The sequence below is a fragment of the Pseudomonas sp. Lb2C2 genome, assembly GCF_052112205.1.
In the GTDB taxonomy this organism is placed as follows: domain Bacteria; phylum Pseudomonadota; class Gammaproteobacteria; order Pseudomonadales; family Pseudomonadaceae; genus Aquipseudomonas; species Aquipseudomonas kilonensis.
This window is the reverse complement of record NZ_JAUTYW010000001.1, coordinates 92,633-110,848: the sequence shown is the minus strand read 5'-3', so window position 1 is coordinate 110,848 and position 18,216 is coordinate 92,633. Positions and strand designations below refer to the sequence as shown.

12 protein-coding genes are annotated in these 18,216 nt (G+C 61.7%); 3 read left to right on the top strand and 9 right to left on the bottom strand.

What is annotated here, in order from left to right; genetic code table 11:
* Positions 1-81 precede the first annotated feature (81 nt).
* On the top strand, positions 82-3,390 hold the full coding sequence (locus tag Q7F16_RS00475) for a dermonecrotic toxin domain-containing protein (protein ID WP_409555384.1): 3,309 nt from the start codon (positions 82-84) through the stop codon (positions 3,388-3,390).
* Entirely contained in the window at positions 3,387-4,757 is a 1,371-nt protein-coding gene (locus Q7F16_RS00470) for a hypothetical protein (RefSeq protein WP_409555383.1), read from the top strand. The genes Q7F16_RS00475 and Q7F16_RS00470 overlap by 4 nt, the downstream gene beginning before the upstream one ends.
* Positions 4,758-5,084: 327 nt before the next feature.
* Here Q7F16_RS00470 and Q7F16_RS00465 read toward each other — a convergent pair whose 3' ends face one another.
* The 8 genes from Q7F16_RS00465 to Q7F16_RS00430 form a co-directional block, all read right to left on the bottom strand.
* Positions 5,085-7,460: an efflux RND transporter permease subunit gene (locus Q7F16_RS00465; protein WP_409555382.1), complete on the bottom strand. Its 2,376-nt coding sequence runs from the start codon at positions 7,458-7,460 to the stop codon at positions 5,085-5,087.
* Between the two features lie 43 nt (positions 7,461-7,503).
* Positions 7,504-8,556 carry a WD40/YVTN/BNR-like repeat-containing protein gene (locus Q7F16_RS00460; protein WP_409555381.1) on the bottom strand — a complete coding sequence of 351 codons (1,053 nt, stop codon included), beginning with the start codon at positions 8,554-8,556 and terminating at the stop codon, positions 7,504-7,506.
* Between the two features lie 357 nt (positions 8,557-8,913).
* Complete coding sequence (pepN, locus tag Q7F16_RS00455; RefSeq protein ID WP_409555380.1) at positions 8,914-11,571, bottom strand: aminopeptidase N; 2,658 nt, start codon at positions 11,569-11,571, stop codon at positions 8,914-8,916.
* 13 nt (positions 11,572-11,584) lie between these two features.
* Positions 11,585-12,415: a DUF2797 domain-containing protein gene (locus tag Q7F16_RS00450; RefSeq protein WP_046062769.1), complete on the bottom strand. Its 831-nt coding sequence runs from the start codon at positions 12,413-12,415 to the stop codon at positions 11,585-11,587.
* On the bottom strand, positions 12,412-12,672 hold the full coding sequence (locus Q7F16_RS00445) for a YeaC family protein (RefSeq protein ID WP_046062770.1): 261 nt from the start codon (positions 12,670-12,672) through the stop codon (positions 12,412-12,414). The genes Q7F16_RS00450 and Q7F16_RS00445 overlap by 4 nt, the downstream gene beginning before the upstream one ends.
* 45 nt (positions 12,673-12,717) lie before the next feature.
* The gene (locus Q7F16_RS00440) at positions 12,718-13,590 is read right to left on the bottom strand and encodes a rhomboid family intramembrane serine protease (RefSeq protein WP_409555379.1); all 873 of its coding nucleotides are present in this window, start codon (positions 13,588-13,590) and stop codon (positions 12,718-12,720) included.
* Complete coding sequence (locus Q7F16_RS00435; RefSeq protein ID WP_172436021.1) at positions 13,587-14,561, bottom strand: metallophosphoesterase; 975 nt, start codon at positions 14,559-14,561, stop codon at positions 13,587-13,589. Before Q7F16_RS00435 ends, Q7F16_RS00440 begins: the two co-directional genes overlap by 4 nt.
* Positions 14,558-15,448, bottom strand: coding sequence for an NAD(+) kinase (locus tag Q7F16_RS00430; protein WP_003202709.1), 891 nt, complete (start codon positions 15,446-15,448; stop codon positions 14,558-14,560). Before Q7F16_RS00430 ends, Q7F16_RS00435 begins: the two co-directional genes overlap by 4 nt.
* A 105-nt stretch (positions 15,449-15,553) precedes the next feature.
* Here Q7F16_RS00430 and Q7F16_RS00425 point away from each other — a divergent pair, with 105 nt between their 5' ends.
* The gene (locus Q7F16_RS00425) at positions 15,554-16,522 is read left to right on the top strand and encodes a DUF1853 family protein (RefSeq protein WP_409555378.1); all 969 of its coding nucleotides are present in this window, start codon (positions 15,554-15,556) and stop codon (positions 16,520-16,522) included.
* A 121-nt stretch (positions 16,523-16,643) separates the two neighbouring features.
* Here Q7F16_RS00425 and Q7F16_RS00420 read toward each other — a convergent pair whose 3' ends face one another.
* Positions 16,644-17,927 (bottom strand): arsenic transporter, encoded by a 1,284-nt coding sequence (locus Q7F16_RS00420; protein WP_046062773.1) that lies wholly within the window; start codon positions 17,925-17,927, stop codon positions 16,644-16,646.
* Positions 17,928-18,216 lie beyond the last annotated feature (289 nt).

Here is an 18,216-nt window from a genome sequence, read left to right as displayed (position 1 = left end):
ATACCGCACGCCGGAAAACAAGAGGTCGATACTTGACTCGTCGTCATCCCGACGGCCATGAGCTCAGGAAAAGGACTTCTTATGACCTCGCCCTCCCCGGCTGACAGCCCCTCTGCCCTTGCGCAAACCGTCAGCCAGTCATTTGCCGACCGCCCGACCTTCGAGCATGTCGCGCAACAAATGCTCGAACAGGCCATCAAGGCCAGATACCCCTCGCTGGCCATCGACCTCGCCAAGACCCAATTGGCAACACCGGCTGCGATCACCCGTGGCTGGCGCTTTCAACCGTTCATGCCGTTGGTGCTCGAGTACCTGGCCCTCGGCACCCCCGTGGATTTCAGCCCCCGGGGAAATCTTGACTGCTACCTCTGCGACGCGCCACCGCAACGCCTTTGGCCACGCGATGAAAAACTCGACATGAAGGTCATCGAAAAGCTGGTGCTTGAACTGTCCTCCACCGTACCGATCGGACTGGAAGACGCACTGACCCGGTATTGGAACACCGACATCGGCAACCGCCCCCAAACCGCCACCGCTATTCGCACCAGCCGCTGGCAATGGCTCAGCGACACACTCAAGAACATGCTGCATATCCGGGGGCTGCAACAGCCAGGACTGACTGAACCGGTACGCGAGGCCCTGGCCCAGATCGTTCGCTGGCCGGACCGTGAACAACGCTTTAGTCACAATATCCCGCCCGTCTACGCCTACAGCCTGGAAAGCACCGTCACCCAAGGCGCCTCCAGCAGCGTGCTGCCCGGCAACGAGATCCTGCTGCTTCATTACACTCGCTACGGCCTCGTCATTGTGCTTTGCAGCCCTGGCAGCGCCGTGCAGGCCTTCGAGTCGATGGAAGCCTTCAACCGGTATTGGGGCGAACGGATCGCCAGTCGCTATGTCGTCGACACCGTGACCTGTCAACGCTACGAAATCGACGGCCATGCCTTCGACACCCAGGCCGCCATGATCTTGGAGCAACAACTGGCCGACTTGCAGGCGGTACAATTGCCCTCCCGAATAGGCCTGCCAGACCTCAAGACGCTCTACAGCGAGCTGAGCGATCCCGCTCGCTATCTGCACGACGCGCCGCGCCTCACGCCTGAAACATCGGCACGCCTCGAGCCGCTGCTGCCCGAATGGCTGAAAAAAGCCTCCGTCGTCGACCGAACAACGTTCCAGCGATGCAGCCTGGCGCTGGCCAGCATCAAGCAGCGCACTCAAGGACGTCCCGCACTCAGTGACATCAAGGCTTTTACCGCAGACGCATTGCTCACGCAGATGGGAAAGACCAACGACAGCAGCCCCACCAAGGTGCAACCCAGTCACTATCAACCCGACGATGTGGTACTGACGTTCACCGTCTCGGCGGGATACCCCGGGACCGTTGGCATCAGCGAGAAAAGAACGATGAGCCTGACGCAGCTGGCCATCGACAACCTCGTCGCACGCCCCAGCGGCAACCTGCAACTCAGTCATCGCAGGGGGCTGGCGTTGCCTGCCTGGTTGACGCCGGACTTCATTACCCGCACGGGCGGGCTGATCGAACAGGTCGACATCGGCACGGCGTATCCGCGCTACCTGCAACAAGCCCTGTTGAGCGACTCGCCTCAAGCGCAGGCATTTCAACGGACGTTCGCCGAACAACTCCCGGCGCAGTTGCCGCTTGAAGCACTGCAACAAATGCTCGACAACGAAAACGGCATGACCCGCCAAGGACTGCATCTGATCGAGGCCCTGCTGCAACCCGATGCTGATGGCCGACAAGTTGACGGTCGCCCCGTGGTCATTCGACACCTGGCCTTCCTGCGCAAGCCCCAGGCCCGGCCCGACATCGTGAGCAACATGTTCATCGTCGAGACGCAGGACGCCAAAACGGGCCCGCACCTGTTGTATCGACCGCTGTACGCGCCCGTGCTGTTGGAGTTCCCGACGCGCCAGGCACTGTTGCAGTCCGTCGTGACCAGCGCAGACTTGCAGAACAGCGTCCTGACCTGGATGTCCGACGACGCACGCCCGGTGTATGCCAATGGCGGCTTCCTTGAGCCGCACATCGTGCGCTTCCTTCAGGGCGACGAGTTCAGTGTTCCCGAAAAGCCCGCTCCGGCAACGCTCGCCGTCGACGCCGGCAACGATGAACTGCTGCAATACCTGCGCAACGGCAAATTGACGCAGTACCTGTACGGCTGCAACGCCCGAGCCCTGGTCACCCAGGCCGACCGCAACTCGGTCTCCAACAGCGAAAGCCGCTGGGCAGTGTTACTCAAGGGCGGCAGCCTGCTGTTCAATACACTGCTGTTTCCGTTGCTGCGTGGTCCGGCCATGGCCACTGTCTGGCTATGGAGCCTGATGGCCAGTGCCAGTCAAGATATCCCGGCCTTGAGCAGTGACGATCCGGCGACGCGGGAACTGGCCGCCGTCGATCTGCTGGTCAACCTGGCCATGCTGGTGAGCCAGTTTCCCACCGTCCGTGCGCCTGCTCGCGCCTCCTTGCCGGTAGCAGTCGAGCACCAGGCAATGCGTGCTCCCGCACCGCGCATCGTTGCCCAGCAGTGGCCCGCGCCAGACTTGCCGAGCATTCTGGAAGGATCCGTGGCCTTGCCTGGCGAACCACCCGGCAGGTCTCTGGATTTTGGTTTCAGCAGCACGCGCCACACCCTGACCCAGGAACAACGCACCCGCCTACGGCGCATGCAGGTGCCGCGTCCGACGGCATTGCCAGAGCCGATTGGAAATGGCCCATTCAAGGGTTTGTACGTAATTGGCAACAAATGGCACGTATTGATGGAGGACGGCCTGTATCGAGTCAACCCGGACCCGAACGGCACCACCATTGTCGACCCGCAAGACCCGACACAGACGGGGCCTGCGCTGCAATCGGACCTGGACGGCCACTGGTCCCTGGACCTGCGTTTGCGCCTGCGTGGAGGTGCGCCGCCCAAGCGCCTGGCGGACCAGCGTCGCCTCAATGCCCACAAAGCCGTCGAGCTGACCGCTGAAATGAACAACTACCTCGCCCAGGAGAACGAACGGCAACGATCCCTGGACATTGCCCAACAAGTGATGACCCGGCTCGAGGAAGGAAGCGCCTTTACCGAGGAGCAGCGCGCACCAAAACGAAAAGTGTTTTATGACCTGCTCAACGAGCAGACCGACATCTATTTGAAACTGCTGGACAGTGCGCCCGAGCGCGCAAGGCTAGGCATTGGCTTGCCTTCTGGAAGCATCCGCGGGCTGATGGAGAATGTGGTCAACAATGCCCGCAAGGCCTTCCTGGTGGTGGAAATGGATCAACAGGCCCTCAATGCCGCTCACCCGCAGTTCTCCGGAACGTTTGTGGAAGAAGCCGTGGCTCGCGACATGCAGGGCTACGTGATGTTCCTGAAGCCATGAGCGACATCAACGATCGCGCCATCCATTGGCTGCAACTCAAGGATGAGTACCTGGAGAAGCTATTGAACCTGGATTCGGTGGGGGCCCAAGCCTTCGACCGCCTGACCCGCGGCCGTCCACAGAACGAACGGAATGTCATAGGCACCAAGGCCCTGCAATTGGCCGCCCTGCCGATGCTGGCTATCAAACACCCCGAAACCGGCTTGCCCGATAGCTTGTATCGCATCGTCAGGCCATTGGCCGAGCAAGTGCGCTCTCATGCCGACCTGCAACTGTACGACCTGAGCGCCTCGGAACAGCTTGAGGTCCTGACCAGCCTGACAGAGCATTATGGCGAGGCCTTGGACGCCTTGCAGGGCATGAAAGCCCTGTATGCCGACGACATCAATGACGCCTATTTCGAGAGGCTGACCACGCTGCTTGACAGCCTGTACCAGGATGCCTCCGGGAAACTGGCGGCAGAAGTCAAACCCGAACCGACACCGCGCAAGCGTGCGCCCAAACGCCCCAAGACGTACTCCGGACGTCTTCAGAAAAAGGTGATCAAGACTCGCAGGAGCGGCGTGCTGATCGGTGACCTGAAACCTGCCGGCACCTCCTTGCCGATTGAAGTCGTCGAGTTGCGCTCCGAAGTCGACGATCAGGTGCTGGCCACCTATTCGCGTCACGACGACGTCTGGGACGTTGTCGACGTACACCGACCGGCTCGAGCCCCCAGGACCCGATCGGTCAACGCGATCAAGGACGATGCACGAACACTGCTGGAGGAGCTGGAAAAACGTCTTCGCCGCGCTGAAAGCTATAAAAAGCGCTGCCGTCATCCCCAGGAAATCGAGGAGATCATGAACAATGAGGCGAGTCGCTTCCGCGCGATCTCGGAAGAGCTCGACAGGGCCTTCTCAGCCTCACAAACACCACGCACTCCGGCTGATCAAGCGCTGGGCAGGCAGTTGGCCGAGGCTATTTCCACCCTGACGTCCAGGGGCAGCGCCCTGCGTGTCGAACTGAGCCTGCACCTGCCGCCCACCGACGGCAACCTTCAGTACCTGTTCGAAAAGGACCTGATACAAGTCGCGCGGCTGGGTGAACGCAAAGCGTTGAAAGGAGCCCGCAAGGACTTCCTCCAGGAATATGCCATCAACAACCGGGACGGCTTCCCCCTCTGGTACGCGCATTTTCACTACGAAAAAATCGATACGCCGAAAGCCGATTACAGCGTCGCCCACCTGAAAACCAAGGCACAACGCCGGGAAGACTATCACTCGCTGCTCGCCAAGGCCGATAGCCCCTACGCGGTGGTGAATGTGCATCGAGGAAAAATCGGCAAGCTCATGGCGCAGAGCAAGTTCTTGCCGTTGGCGACCTGATTACAACGCAAGCGTAAGGGTTGTGATACCGCTCACCCAAGGCGGGTGTCATTTATTGTGGCGAGGGAGCTTGCTCCCGCTCGGTTGCGCAGCGACCGCCCAAGGGGCCTGCTTCGCAGTCCAGCGGGAGCAAGCTCCCTCGCCACAGAGACTGTGTTTGGACTGGAATGATCAGTGTCTGAGCGACAAAAAAACTGTGGGAGCGAGCTTGCTCGCGATAGCGGTGTAACAGTCAATGAGGTATTGAATGTCAGTGCGCAATCGCGAGCAAGCTCGCTCCCACATTGGATCGCCACGGGGGCTATGCCGCGCAGGTTCTACCGTCGATCAATGCGCAAACAACGAATTGCCCTTCTGCCCCGCCAGTTTCTCAGGCTTGATCAGGAAGCGCGCCAGCGCCGGCAGCAGCCACAGCGCGCCGAACATGTTCCACAGCAACATGAACGTCAGCATCAACCCCATGTCCGCCTGGAACTTGATGGCCGAGAAGATCCAGGTGCACACGCCGATCGCCAGGCACAAACCGGTGAACAGCACCGCCTTGCCGGTGGATTTCAATGTCTGGTAGTAAGCCTCCTGCAACGGCAACCCGGCGCGCAGGAAACTCTCCAGGCGGCTGTAGATGTAGATGCCGTAGTCCACGCCAATCCCCACGCCCAGTGCCACCACTGGCAAGGTCGCGACCTTCACGCCAATGCCCATGAACGCCATCAGGGCGTTGCCCAGCACCGAGGTCAGCACCAGCGGAAGCACGATGCACAGCGTCGCCGCCCAGGAACGGAAGGTGATCATGCACATGGTTGCCACGCAGATGTACACCAGGATCAGGATGGTCAGTTCCGATTCCTTGATCACTTCATTGGTGGCCGCCTCGATGCCTGCGTTACCGGCGGCCAGGATGAACTCCAGGCCATCGCGGTTGTTTTCCTTGGCAAAGTCCTGCACCGCCTTCACCGCGCGGTCCAGGGTCTCGGCCTTGTGGTCATTGAGGAACACCAGCACCGGTGCCAGGGAGCAACTGTTGTTATACAGGCCATCGGCCCGGGCAATGGAGTTGTTCAACACGTCAGGGTTACGCGACAGGGTCTCCCATTTCAGATTACCCTCGTTCATGCCCTTGATCATTTGCTTGGACACAGTCACCAGGGAAATCGCCGACTGCACGCCCTCGGTGTTCTGCATCTTCCACATCAGCTCGTCGATGGGGGCCATGGCTTCATAGCGCGAGCAGCCTTCGGTCTTGGTCTTGACCATCACCACCAGTACATCGGAGCTGGTGGAATAATTGCTGATGATGAAATTGTTGTCCTGGTTGTAGCGCGAGTCCGGACGCAATTCCGGCGCGCCCTGGTCCAGGTCGCCGATCTTCAGGTTCTGGCTGTACCAGAGGCCACCGCCAAAGGCGACCACCGCCAGGGCAACGGACACCGGCGCGACCTTGGCGCTGGCGAAGTTCGACAGCAGGCGCCAGAACGGATGTTCGCGGGTCGCGTCTTTCTTGCTGCGCTCAACCGCACGCTTGCTGATGCCGGCGTAGGAGATCGCCACCGGCAGCAGGATCAGGTTGGTGAACACGATCACCGCCACGCCGATGGAGGCGCCGATGGCCAGTTCGCGGATCACGCCGATGTCGATGATCAGCAAGGTGATGAAGCCCACGGCGTCCGCCAGGATCGCGATCATCCCCGGCAGGAACAACTGCCGGAAGGTACGCCGTGCCGCCGTCAGGGCATTGTCCGCCTCGCTGGACTGCAAGGCGATGCCGTTGATTTTCTGCACCCCATGGGAAATGCCGATGGCGAAGATCAGGAACGGCACCAGCATCGAGTACGGATCCAGGCCGAAACCGGCCGCATGCATCAACCCCAGTTGCCAGACCACGGCCACCAGGGTGGTGGTCAACACCGCCACGGTGCTGCGCATGCAGTTGGTGAACCAGTACAGCAAAATCAGGGTGATGACAAAGGCCACGCCGAAGAACAGCACCACCATGACCAGGCCGTCGATCAGGTCGCCGACCTTCTTGGCGAAACCGACGATGTGGATCTGCACGTTGGGGTTCTGGGCTTCGAACTTGTTGCGGATTTTGTCTTCAAGCTCGTGGGAGAACTTCTGGTAGTCCAGGGCGAGCAACTTGCCCTGGTCCTGCGGGTCCGGGTAGGACTCCAGCAGCGGGATGTCGACGATGCTCGACTTGAAGTCGTTGGCTACCAGGCGCCCGACCTGGCCGGACTTGAGCACGTTATTGCGCAGCAGGTCGAGGCTGTCGGCCGAGCCGTTATAGCTCTGGGGGATCACCTCGCCACCGGCGAAGCCCTCCTCCGTCACTTCGGTCCAGCGTACACTTGGGCTCCACAACGACTTGAGCCCGGAACGGTCGACACCGGAGATGTAGAAGACCTCGTCGTGGATCTGGCGCAGGGTCTCCATGTATTCCTTGGAGAAGATGTCGCCATTGGTGGCTTCCACGGAAATACGCACCGTGTTGCCCAGGTTCGCCAGGTCGTTGCGGTGCTCGAGCATCTTCTGGATGAAGGGGTGCTCGAGGGGGATCATTTTTTCGAAACTGGTGGACGGCCGGATCAGCGTCGCCTGCCAGAACAGGAAAATGCTGACCAGCAGGCAAATGATGATCACTGCCGGGCGGTTGTTGAAAATCAGGCGCTCGAGGAACGTCGCCTTGTCTTGGTGATGACTGCTCATGGGTTCCGCCTTCTTGTTTTTGTGCCCGTCTTGCAGGACTGACTCATTTGCTCAGTTCGGCGCCGGTGGACGTGGTGGCACGCACGCCGCCTTGCCCCGCCAGGATCAGGTTGCCGTTGCCTGCCGCCGTGACGGCTGCCACGGAAATCCGGTCCGGGCGGTTGAACACGCTGAAGGTCTCGCCGTCGTCGGTACTGCGCACCACGCTGCCGCCGTTGCCGACAATCACGATGGAACCGTCCGCCAGCAGCGTGGCGCCAGACAAGCCGAACTCCAGGGCGCCTCGGTTGGCCTTGAGCTCGACCTGCTCCCACGTGCCGCCGAAGTCAGTGGAACGATACAGGTTGCCGCGCAAGCCGTAGGCCAGCAGCGTCGATGGCTGGGCGGTGCCAATGACCCCGAACAGCGAGCCTTCGTACGGGCCTTCGACCTTTTCCCAGGTCTGGCCCCAGTCGGCGGAGCGGAACATGCTGCCGGCCTCGCCGACAATGAACAGCCCGGCGTCTTTCACGGCGGCTATCGCATTGAGGTGGAACTGGTCTTCGTTATCGAGGCGGTCGCTGGCGTCTTCCCAGTGCTTGCCGCCGTCAGTGGTTTGCAGCAGCGCGCCGTAGGCGCCCACGGCGAAACCGTTGCCGGGGTCTTTGAACCAGACGTCCAGCAGGGGTGATTCGCGGGTAAGGTCTTCGAATTGCTTGGTCCAGGTGCTGCCGCCGTCATCGCTGGCGAGGATCTGCGCGTCGTGCCCTACGGCCCAGCCGTGTTTGTCGTCGACGAAAAATACCGCCGTGAGCAGTTGGCGAGTCGGCACCTTGGCCTGGGTCCAGGACGTGCCCTGGTCATCGGAATAGACAATGTGCCCACGGTCACCGACCGCCACCAGGCGCTGGCCGGCGTGGACCACATCGAGCATCAGGGTTTTGCTGGCCTTGGCCGATTCCACGGAATAGATGACATCGGACGTCGACGCCGCAACAGCCATCACCGGTGCCGACAACACCGCAGAGCCCAGCAGCGAGAGCGCCGCAGCCAGCAACGCGACTCTGCGCAGCATCGGCGGCCGGCTGCGGCCCACAGCCATGACAGGCTCATTCATAGACCTTTCCCCCATTATTATTGTTATGGCTTGGTACGTTGCCAGTCCTGGAGCATAGTCCTGAAACCTGCAATCTAGAGCCACTTCGGAAGCAGACCTATCCTATCGGGCTTTCGAAAGGTCTGACAATCGACGCCACGTTATCTTTTGTTAACCACGGGGCTATCGGCCAAGGGTGAATCAGAAGACATTCGTGAGGGTGATGAATGTGGCGAGGGAGCTTGCTCCCGCTGGAGGCCGAAGGACTCCCTGATCTTGGTTCACACGCCTTCTCTGGCGAAATGAATCAAGATCGGGCCTGCTTCGCAGGCCAGCGGGAGCAAGCTCCCTCGCCACAAAAGGCAGCGCCAAGCCCGGTCACGCCAGGCTCTTGCTCACCACCTCGAACACATCGGCGGAAAGCGCGCCGGATGCCAGGATGCGCTCCAGTTCGGCTTTCATCAGCGCCTGGCGGGCGCTGTCGTATTTGCGCCAGCGGGTCAGCGGGGCCAGTTGCCGGGAGGCGATCTGCGGGTTGAAGCCATTGAGCTGGATGACCAGGTCCGCCAGGAAGCGATAACCCGAACCGTCGGCGGCGTGGAAGTTGATCAGGTTCTGCCCGGCAAACGCTCCCACCAGCGCGCGCACCTTGTTCGGGTTCTTGATATTGAACGCCGGGTGCTCCATCAATGTCTTGACCCGCGCCAGGCCACCCGGCAACGGGCTGCCCGCCTGGACGCTGAACCATTGGTCCATGACCAGCGGGTTGCCCTTGAAGTTTTCCGCAAACACTTCCAGAGCCTTGGCCTTCTCGGCTTCGAATGGCGAGTTGACCAGCACCGCCAGCGCGGTCAGGCGCTCGGTCATGTTGTCGGCGGTGTCGAACTGCTCAAGCGTCGCGCTCAGCACCTCAGGCTTGCCGGTGAGCATCAGGTACGACAGCGCGATGTTCTGCAACGCGCGGCGGGCGAAATGCTCGGCCTCGGCCACGTAAGGCGTTTTCTTCGACAGGTCGCGGTTGGCTGCATAGCGCAGCCAAAGGGCTTCGAACAGGTTCTCGGCCAACTGCTGACGGGCGAAGTCACGGGCGACATGGATCGCCTCGACATCGGCCACTTCGCTGATTTCCGTCAGGTAGGCTTCGCTTGGCAGCGAAAGCATTTCGGCGACCATGGCCTGGTCCAGGGACTCGTCCGACAGCACGCTGCGCAGCGCACTGACCAGGCGCGGGTCCAGCGTCAGGCTGGCGCCCTGCTGATGCTGGGCGATCAGTTCCTGCAGCACCTGCACCGACAGTTGCTGGCCGGCATCCCAGCGGTTGAAGCCGTCGCTGTCGTGTTGCATCAGGAACATCAACTGGTCGCGGTTGTACGGGAAGCTCAGCTTCACCGGCGCCGAGAAACCCCGCAGCAACGAAGGCAGGGGCTGTTCGGCGATGTCGACAAAGGTGAAGGTCTGCTCGGCTTCGGTCACCGAGATCACCCGGGACGTGCCGTCTGCCGCGGCTTCACCGACCAGGCGCAGAGGGATTTCAGCACCCTTGCTGTCCAGCAGGCCCAGTTCCACGGGAATCACGAACGGCAGCTTTTCCAGCTTGTCCGGGGTCGGCGGGCAACTCTGGCTGAAGGTCAGGCTGTAGGTCTTGGCGGCGGCATCATAAGACTCGCTCACCGCCAGCCGTGGTGTACCGGCCTGGCTGTACCAGCGCTTGAACTGGACCAGGTCGACGCCGTTGGCATCTTCCATGGCCTTGATGAAGTCGTCGCAGGTCACGGCCTGGCCGTCGTGGCGTTCGAAGTACAGGTCACTGCCCTTGCGGAAACCCTCAGGCCCCAGCAGGGTATGGATCATGCCAACCACTTCCGAGCCCTTTTCGTACACGGTCAGGGTGTAGAAGTTGGAGATCTCGATAAAGCTGTCCGGACGCACCGGGTGCGCCATCGGGCCGGCGTCTTCGGCGAACTGGTGGGTACGCAGGTACGCCACGTCCTGGATGCGCTTGACCGTGGCAGAGTTCATGTCGGCCGAGAACCCGGCGTCGCGGAACACCGTGAAACCTTCCTTGAGCGACAGTTGGAACCAGTCGCGACAGGTCACGCGGTTGCCCGACCAATTATGGAAATACTCGTGGGCAACGATCGCCTCGACCCGCTGGTGCGCGGCATCGGTGGCGGTCTCGGCGCGGGCCAGCACGGCGCTGGAGTTGAAGATATTGAGGCCCTTGTTCTCCATGGCACCCATGTTGAAGTCGTTGACCGCAACAATCATGAAGATGTCCAGGTCGTACTCGCGCCCGTATACCTCTTCGTCCCAGCGCATCGACTTCTTCAGGCTGGTCATGGCGTGCTGGCATTTGTCGATGTTTTCCGGCTCGACATAGATGCGCAGCGCCACGGTGCGCTCGCTCAGGGTGGTGAAGGTGTCTTCGACGCACCACAGGTCGCCGGCCACCAGGGCAAACAGGTAGGCAGGCTTCTTGAATGGGTCTTCCCAGGTTGCCCAGTGCCGGCCGTCTTCGCCGGGGCCGCTGGCAATCGGGTTGCCGTTGGACAGCAGCACCGGATAGCTGTGCTGCTCGGCCACCACGGTGGTGGTGAACTTGCTCATCACATCCGGGCGGTCGAGGTAATAGGTGATCTTGCGGAAACCCTCGGCCTCGCACTGGGTGCAGAACATGCTGCCGGATTTGTACAAACCTTCCAGGGCGGTGTTGGTTTCCGGGTGGATCCGGACGGTGGTGTCGATCGTGAAGGCCTGGGCCTTGGGGTGAACGGTCAGGTGGCTGTCGTCCAACTGATAGTCGCCCTGCCCCAGGTCGGCGTCGTCGAGCTTGAGCGAGAGCAGTTCCAGGTGCTGGCCATCGAGCACCAGCGGCGGCAGCCCGGCACCGCGCTCGGGGTTGCGGCGCATCACCAGTTGCGCATGGACCAGGCTGTGGTCCTCGAACAACTCGAAGGTCAGGTGTGTTTCGTCGATCAGGTACTCGGGCGCCTGATAGTCCTTGAGGTAAATCATCTTCGGTTGTTCGGTGCGCATGGGTCGAATCCTTCTACTGATGCACGGCGAGCTGGTAGGCCGTGTATTTACGAATATTGATCACGCCGGTGTCAAAAATCAGGTACTGGCCCTTGATCCCCAGCAGCGTGCCTTCGGCGATCGGGTTCTTGTCCAGGTTGAAGCTGACGATCTTGGCCGGGTACTGCTCCACCGGATAACGGATCTCGATGGGTTCGACGTCCGCTATGGTCTGGATCGCTTGCAGGCCGAATCGTTCCTGCAAGCCCTGCAATCCCTCGGCACAGCTTTCGAACAGCGAGTCGCGGATCGCCGGCAGGTCCACCGCCACGGCGTCGCCCTTGAGCAAGGCGCGCCAGTTGGTCTTGTCCGCCACCTGGCTGCGGAACAGGTCTTCGACAAACCCCGACTGCTGGCGGGTGGCGACCCGCAGGATCGGCAGCGCCTGGCTGGCGCCCTGGTCCAGCCAACGGGTCGGCAACTGCGTGGCGCGAGTGATGCCGACTTTCACACCCGAGGAGTTGGCCAGGTAGACCACATGATCGGTCATGCAGAACTGCTCGCCCCAGGCCGGATCGCGACAGGTGCCGGCGTCGAAATGGCAACGCTCGGGGCTCATGATGCACAGGTCGCACTGAGCCAGCTTGGTCATGCACGGGTAGCAATAACCCTGGCTGAAGCTGGTCTTGGTCCGGCGTCCGCAATGGGTGCAGTGGATCGCACCGAGGTATTCCAGGCGTATCGTGCTGCCGATCAACGGGTTGACCGGCACCTCGACGTCGCCCAGGCGAAAGGCGTATTGAACAGTCGGCCCGTCAAGGCGCGCCGACATCTTGCTGATTGCACCGCGGCCAATCTCGATCAATGGATGGCATCCGACTTGAACAGGATATTTGGCACTTCGGTCGATTTCGAATGGCATTCCTGCGCGCCCATGTAACCGGTGCGCTCGTCTTCGGGCAGGTTCTGGATTTCCCAGGCGATCATCGCCTGCAGCGACAACTCGCGCTGCTCGGCGGTGAGCTTGTTGCCATCGGCCCATTTACCGATCTCCACCGCCAGTTTCAGGCTCTGGTAGATGTCGGGGGTGATGTTCTGGATCATTTCGTTGAAGGAAGACATGGGTTCTCCGCGCAATTGCGCATTCTCAAAAGGCACAGGTGCCGGTCAAAGGGCCATTTTACGGCGAGCGAACAGCCCACCCAACAACCCCGTGAAGCAGCCGACGAGCAGCCCGCCGACGTGAGCCGCATTGGCGATCTCACCGAAACCGATCAGCGAAACCAGCCCGGACAGGCACAGCAGCAACCACACCAGCATCATCACCAGCACCCCACGGGGCAAGTGATAGGCCGGGTTCGGTGCGAGCAGTTGGTAGATCCAGCAATGGCCCAGCAGGCCGTACAGCACCCCCGACAAGCCGCCGAACAACGTCGGGCCGCTGAAAAAGTACTGGGCGAAATTGGAGACGAGGCTGAACAGCAGCGTCAGCCCCAACAAGTTGATACCCCCCTGGCGCGCTTCGATCCGTCGTCCCAGTTCCCAGTACCACATGCCGTTCATGGCGATATGCAGGAAGCCAAAGTGAATCAGCATCGGCGTTACCAGGCGCCACCACTGCCCAGCCGCCAGGCTATCGGCCAACGGAGTGAACTGGATGTAGTCGCCAACGATGCGAAATTCGAGGAAGGTCAACCAGCGCAGGGTCTCAAGATTATCCCCCAGCAGGGTGACCGCGCTGACGACCAGGCTCAGCAACAGCACCAGGGCCGTCACTGGACTGTGGGTCAGTTGCTGGACGAACCCCGCTCGCCGGGAAGTGCCGCCCGTGTCCGGCAGTTCCAACTGCTGATCGGGATCGCCGGCGGGAAAACGTGCGTACAACGAACGCACGTCCTCACTGATTTCATCCGGTACCCAGAGCACCTGCTCGCCCGCCTCTTCGCTGACACGATGGGGTACCTGCATGCGTTGCAGCAGCTTGACGAAGCCGCTCAGGTCGACTGCCAGGGGCAGGCGCAAAACCGCGACAGCACTCATTGCACCACCTCCGGCCGCTCGACATCGACCCAGACAAACTTGTGCGGATCCAGGCGGGTTTCCTGGTCCAGGCGATAGGCGACCAGCTTGCCGTAGAGCACCGCACTGTAATCCAGGCAAGCCAGGTTCGGGCGGATAGGCGCGGGCTTGCCGCTGCGCCAATAGTGGCCGACGAACAGCAACGGTTCATGGACGCCATAGCGCAGCAGGTTGTTTTTTTCATCCGGCGACAGCGGCGTACGGGCCACCGGTTCCGGCAAGGCGTCGGGCTGGAACACGATGTCGCCGTAGGTCTGCGGGTTGTCTTCCCAGAACTTGGTGCGGAAAAACGACCGAGTCAGGCCATCGCCACCGGTCAGCGTCAGGCCATGGGGCAGGCGCATGTCCGTGCCACGCAGCAAGCGATCGAACACCGTGCAGGCAAAACTGCCCGGTTGCGCCGAGGCCTGGAGAAAATGTTCGTCGACACAACCATCCGGGAACAGGCCACGCAGCGGTTCGATCAGGCCCGCATCCCAACAGGCATGCACCACCCGGAAACGGCCGGCGTCGACAAACAGCGGCAGCTCATAGAACCACTTGAGAAAGTCATGCCAGTCGCCGGGATGCTGCTCGAACTGGGTCAGGGTTTCGTTGAGCAGGCGGGCGTGGCGTGGCGTGTGTTCGCGCACGTAGCGCTGACCGCTGCCCGGCAATGCCGGTGTGCTCCAGCCCAGGGCGTTGAACTCGTGGTTGCCCATGATGCACAGCGCCTGGCCGGCCACGACCATGTCGTGGACAATGTGCAGCGCCTCGCGAATCCGCGGGCCACGGTCGATGATGTCCCCCAGGAACACAGCCATGCGCGACGGATGCCGCCAGACCCCGCCCTGCTTGTGGTAACCGAGTCGGTCCAGCAGGTGTTCCAGGGTCAGGGCGCATCCGTGCACGTCACCGATCAAATCGTAACTGCGCGCAGGATCGAGCATCAGTCGCCTCCACCCCCCAACCGACTGCCCCAGCCGAGCTTGGTCCGGCAGACTTCGTAGTAATTGTGATCCAGCGGATGGATCAGGCGCAGCTTCTGCGCTTTTTTGCTGACGGTGATGGTGTCACCCGGCGCGCAGGTGAAATGGTTCTGGCCGTCACAGGACACTTGCGGGTAGATCTGCATATCCTTGGACACGACGATTTTCAGCTCACTGTTGCCATCGACCACAATCGGTCGCCCAGACAAGGTATGGGGGTACATGGGCACAATCACAATAGCGTCGAGCTTGGGGTGCATGATCGGGCCGCCGGCCGACAGCGCGTAGGCCGTGGAACCGGTCGGGGTCGCGACGATCAGGCCGTCGGCCTTCTGGCTGCAGACGAACTGGCCGTCGATGTACAGCTCGAACTCGATCATGCGCGTGGATTTGCCAGGGTGCAGCACCACGTCATTGAGGGCATCGCCCTGGCCGATGGCCTCGGCGTGACGACGAACCTCGGCTTGCAGCAGGAAGCGGTTTTCCACCAGGTAGTGGCCGTCCAGCACCTCGGCGACCTTGGTTTCCAGCTCGTCAGGGCGGATATCGGTGAGGAACCCCAGGCTGCCCCGGTTGATCCCCAGCACCGGGATATTGTGCCGCGCCAAGGCCCGGGCGGCCCCCAGCAGACTGCCGTCGCCGCCGACCACGATGACCATGTCGCAGACCTCGCCCAACATCTTGCGCGACGACGTCTGCAGGCCATGGCCCGGTAGCACTTCGGCGATGGTATCTTCGAGGATCACATGCAGGTGCCGCTCCAGGAGGAAACGTTTGAGACGGCGAACAGTGTCCAACACCTGCGAACTGCCCAGGCGACCGATGATGCCGATATTGCGAAATTGCTCCATGGGGCTCCTGCGAAGGTCTGCGTCGGGCGAAAACCACGATTATGGGCGAAAGCGCTCCATAGACAAAATCCTTTAAGCCTTCGCAGCAGCAGCTATGCTCGCAAAATGATCCTGTTCCCTGAATTGCTGGACTTGCCCCGCCGCCTTCGCCATCCCGAAGTGCGCGACCTCGCGTGGGCGATCATCGCCCCGCCGATGCTCATCGACACGCCCTGGCCCCAGCGCCATCCCCTGGCCGGCAGTGACTGGGTACAGGAGCCGGGTCAGCTGGAGCACTGGCTGCGACAACTGGACCGCGACAGCTACCCACTGCTGCACTGCCTGTCCCAAGGGCGGACACGCCGCCTGGGCCTGTATTACGAAAGGCTGTGGCAGTTTGCCGTGCAGCAGGCCCCGGGCATCGAGTTGATCGCCGCGAACCTGCTGATCCGGCGCGAAGGCCATACCCTAGGTGAATTGGACCTGCTGCTGCGTGACCGCGACGGCATCCATCACCTGGAGCTGGCCATCAAGCTGTACCTCGGCCCCCAGCACGGTAACGGCCTGGACACCGCGCAATGGCTGGGCCCGGGTTGCCATGACCGGCTCGACCGCAAGCTGGCGCATCTGCGCGAACACCAATTGCCGATCTCCGCTCGCCCGGAAAGCCGCGAGGCCCTGGCGGCACTGGGTATCGAGCCCTCAGGCATCGAACTGTTTCGCTCCGAACTCTGGCTGGGCGGTTATTTGCTGTACCCCTGGCCGGGCGAGGCCGAACCGCCGGCCGGCGCCCACCCCAGGCATTTGCGCGGTCGCTGGCTGCACCAGCGGGACTGGCCGGCGTTTATCGCTCAACGTCCGCCGGGGCGCTGGCAACCCCTGCCCCGCGCCGCCTGGTTGGCCCCGGCGCATTATCCGGCCGAGCAGACCTGGAACAACGCGCAACTGGACGCCTGGCGACTGGACCTCGACCCGATGGCGCCGGCACAACTGATGGTGCGCCTGACTGAAAATACCGAGGGGGAGTGGGAAGAAGCTGAGCGGCTATTCCTGGTGGCCGATCTCTGGCCGAATGTGCCGGGCCAAAACAGCTGAGTTTTGGAGTGTCTGCCAGGGCCTCATCGCGAGCAAGCTCGCTCCCACAGGGGAGCACATTCATAGAGGAGAATGCATTCCAATGTGGAAGCGAGCTTGCTCGCGATGAAGCCAACTCGGTCTAGAGCGACAACCGCACCGCCAGCGCCGCCAAGGTCACCAGCAACACCGGCAGCGTCAGCACAATCCCGACCTTGAAGTAATACCCCCAGCCGATCTGGATGTTCTTGCGCGCCAGCACATGCAGCCACAGCAAGGTCGCCAGGCTGCCGATCGGTGTGATTTTCGGGCCCAGGTCGCTGCCGATGACGTTGGCGTAGATCATCGCCTCCTTCACCACCCCGGTGGCCTGGCTGGCGTCGATGGACAGGGCGCCGATCAGCACCGTTGGCAAATTGTTCATGACCGACGAGAGCAACGCCGTCAGCAGCCCGGTCCCCATGGCCGCACCCCACACGCCATATTCGGCGAAACCGTCGAGCCATTGGGCCAGGTAGCCAGTCAGCCCGGCATTGCGCAAGCCATAGACCACCAGGTACATGCCGAGGGAGAAGATCACGATCTGCCAAGGCGCCTCCTTCATCGCCTTGCGGGTGGAAATCTTGTGGCCACGGGCCGCGACGGCCAGCAGCAGCGCAGCGCAGACCGCCGAGATCGCGCTGATGGGAATCCCCAGTGGCTCCAGGGCAAAGCAGCCCAGCAGCAGGATCACCAGCACCACCCAGCCGGCATAAAACGTTGCCTTGTCGTGGATCGCCGTCGCCGGATCGTCCAGTTGATCGGGGTCGTAGTCGCGCGGGATGTCGCGACGAAAAAACCACAGCAAGATCGCCAGGCTGGCGGCCACGCTGACCAGGTTCACCGGCACCATGACCGCCGCATAGCGGTTGAACCCAATGCCGAAGAAGTCCGCCGAGACGATGTTCACCAGGTTCGACACCACCAGCGGCAGGCTCGCGCTGTCGGCAATGAAACCGGCCCCCATCACGAATGCCAGGGTTGCCGCCGGGGAAAAACGCAACGCCAGCAGCATCGAAATCACGATGGGCGTCAGGATCAACGCCGCCCCGTCATTGGCAAACAGGGCCGACACCAGCGCCCCCAACAGCACCATGAATGCAAACAGCTTGCGCCCGCTGCCCTTTCCCCAACGGGCCACGTGCAAGGCCGCCCAGGCGAAGAAGCCAGCCTCGTCCAGCAGCAGGCTGATAATGATCAGCGCGACAAACGTACCGGTGGCGTTCCAGATGATCTGCCAGACCAGCGCAATGTCGCCGACCTGCACCACCCCGCTCAACAACGCCAGCAGCGCGCCGAGCGTCGCGCTCCAGCCGACGCCAAGCCCCTTGGGCTGCCAGATCACCAGCGTAATGGTCAGCAGGAAAATCAATGACGCGATCAGCATGCACAACAGCCTTGGAAGGTGGATTGAAAAGAGGAAATCAGCAGCGACATGTCAGCGGACAATCAGCCATGGCGTTCGAACTGAAAGCATCGACGCGATTGGGGGAATTGGACATGACGAAGGATGACCTGAAGGTGCGAAGGGGCGAATATATGGACAATTCGAATACCCCGTAAAGCGCGGATTGAATTGCCGATGCAGATGCATTTGTGGCGAGGGAGCTTGCTCCCGCTCGGTTGCGCAGCGACCGCCGAGGGGGGCCTGCTTCGCAGTCCAGCGGGAGCAAGCT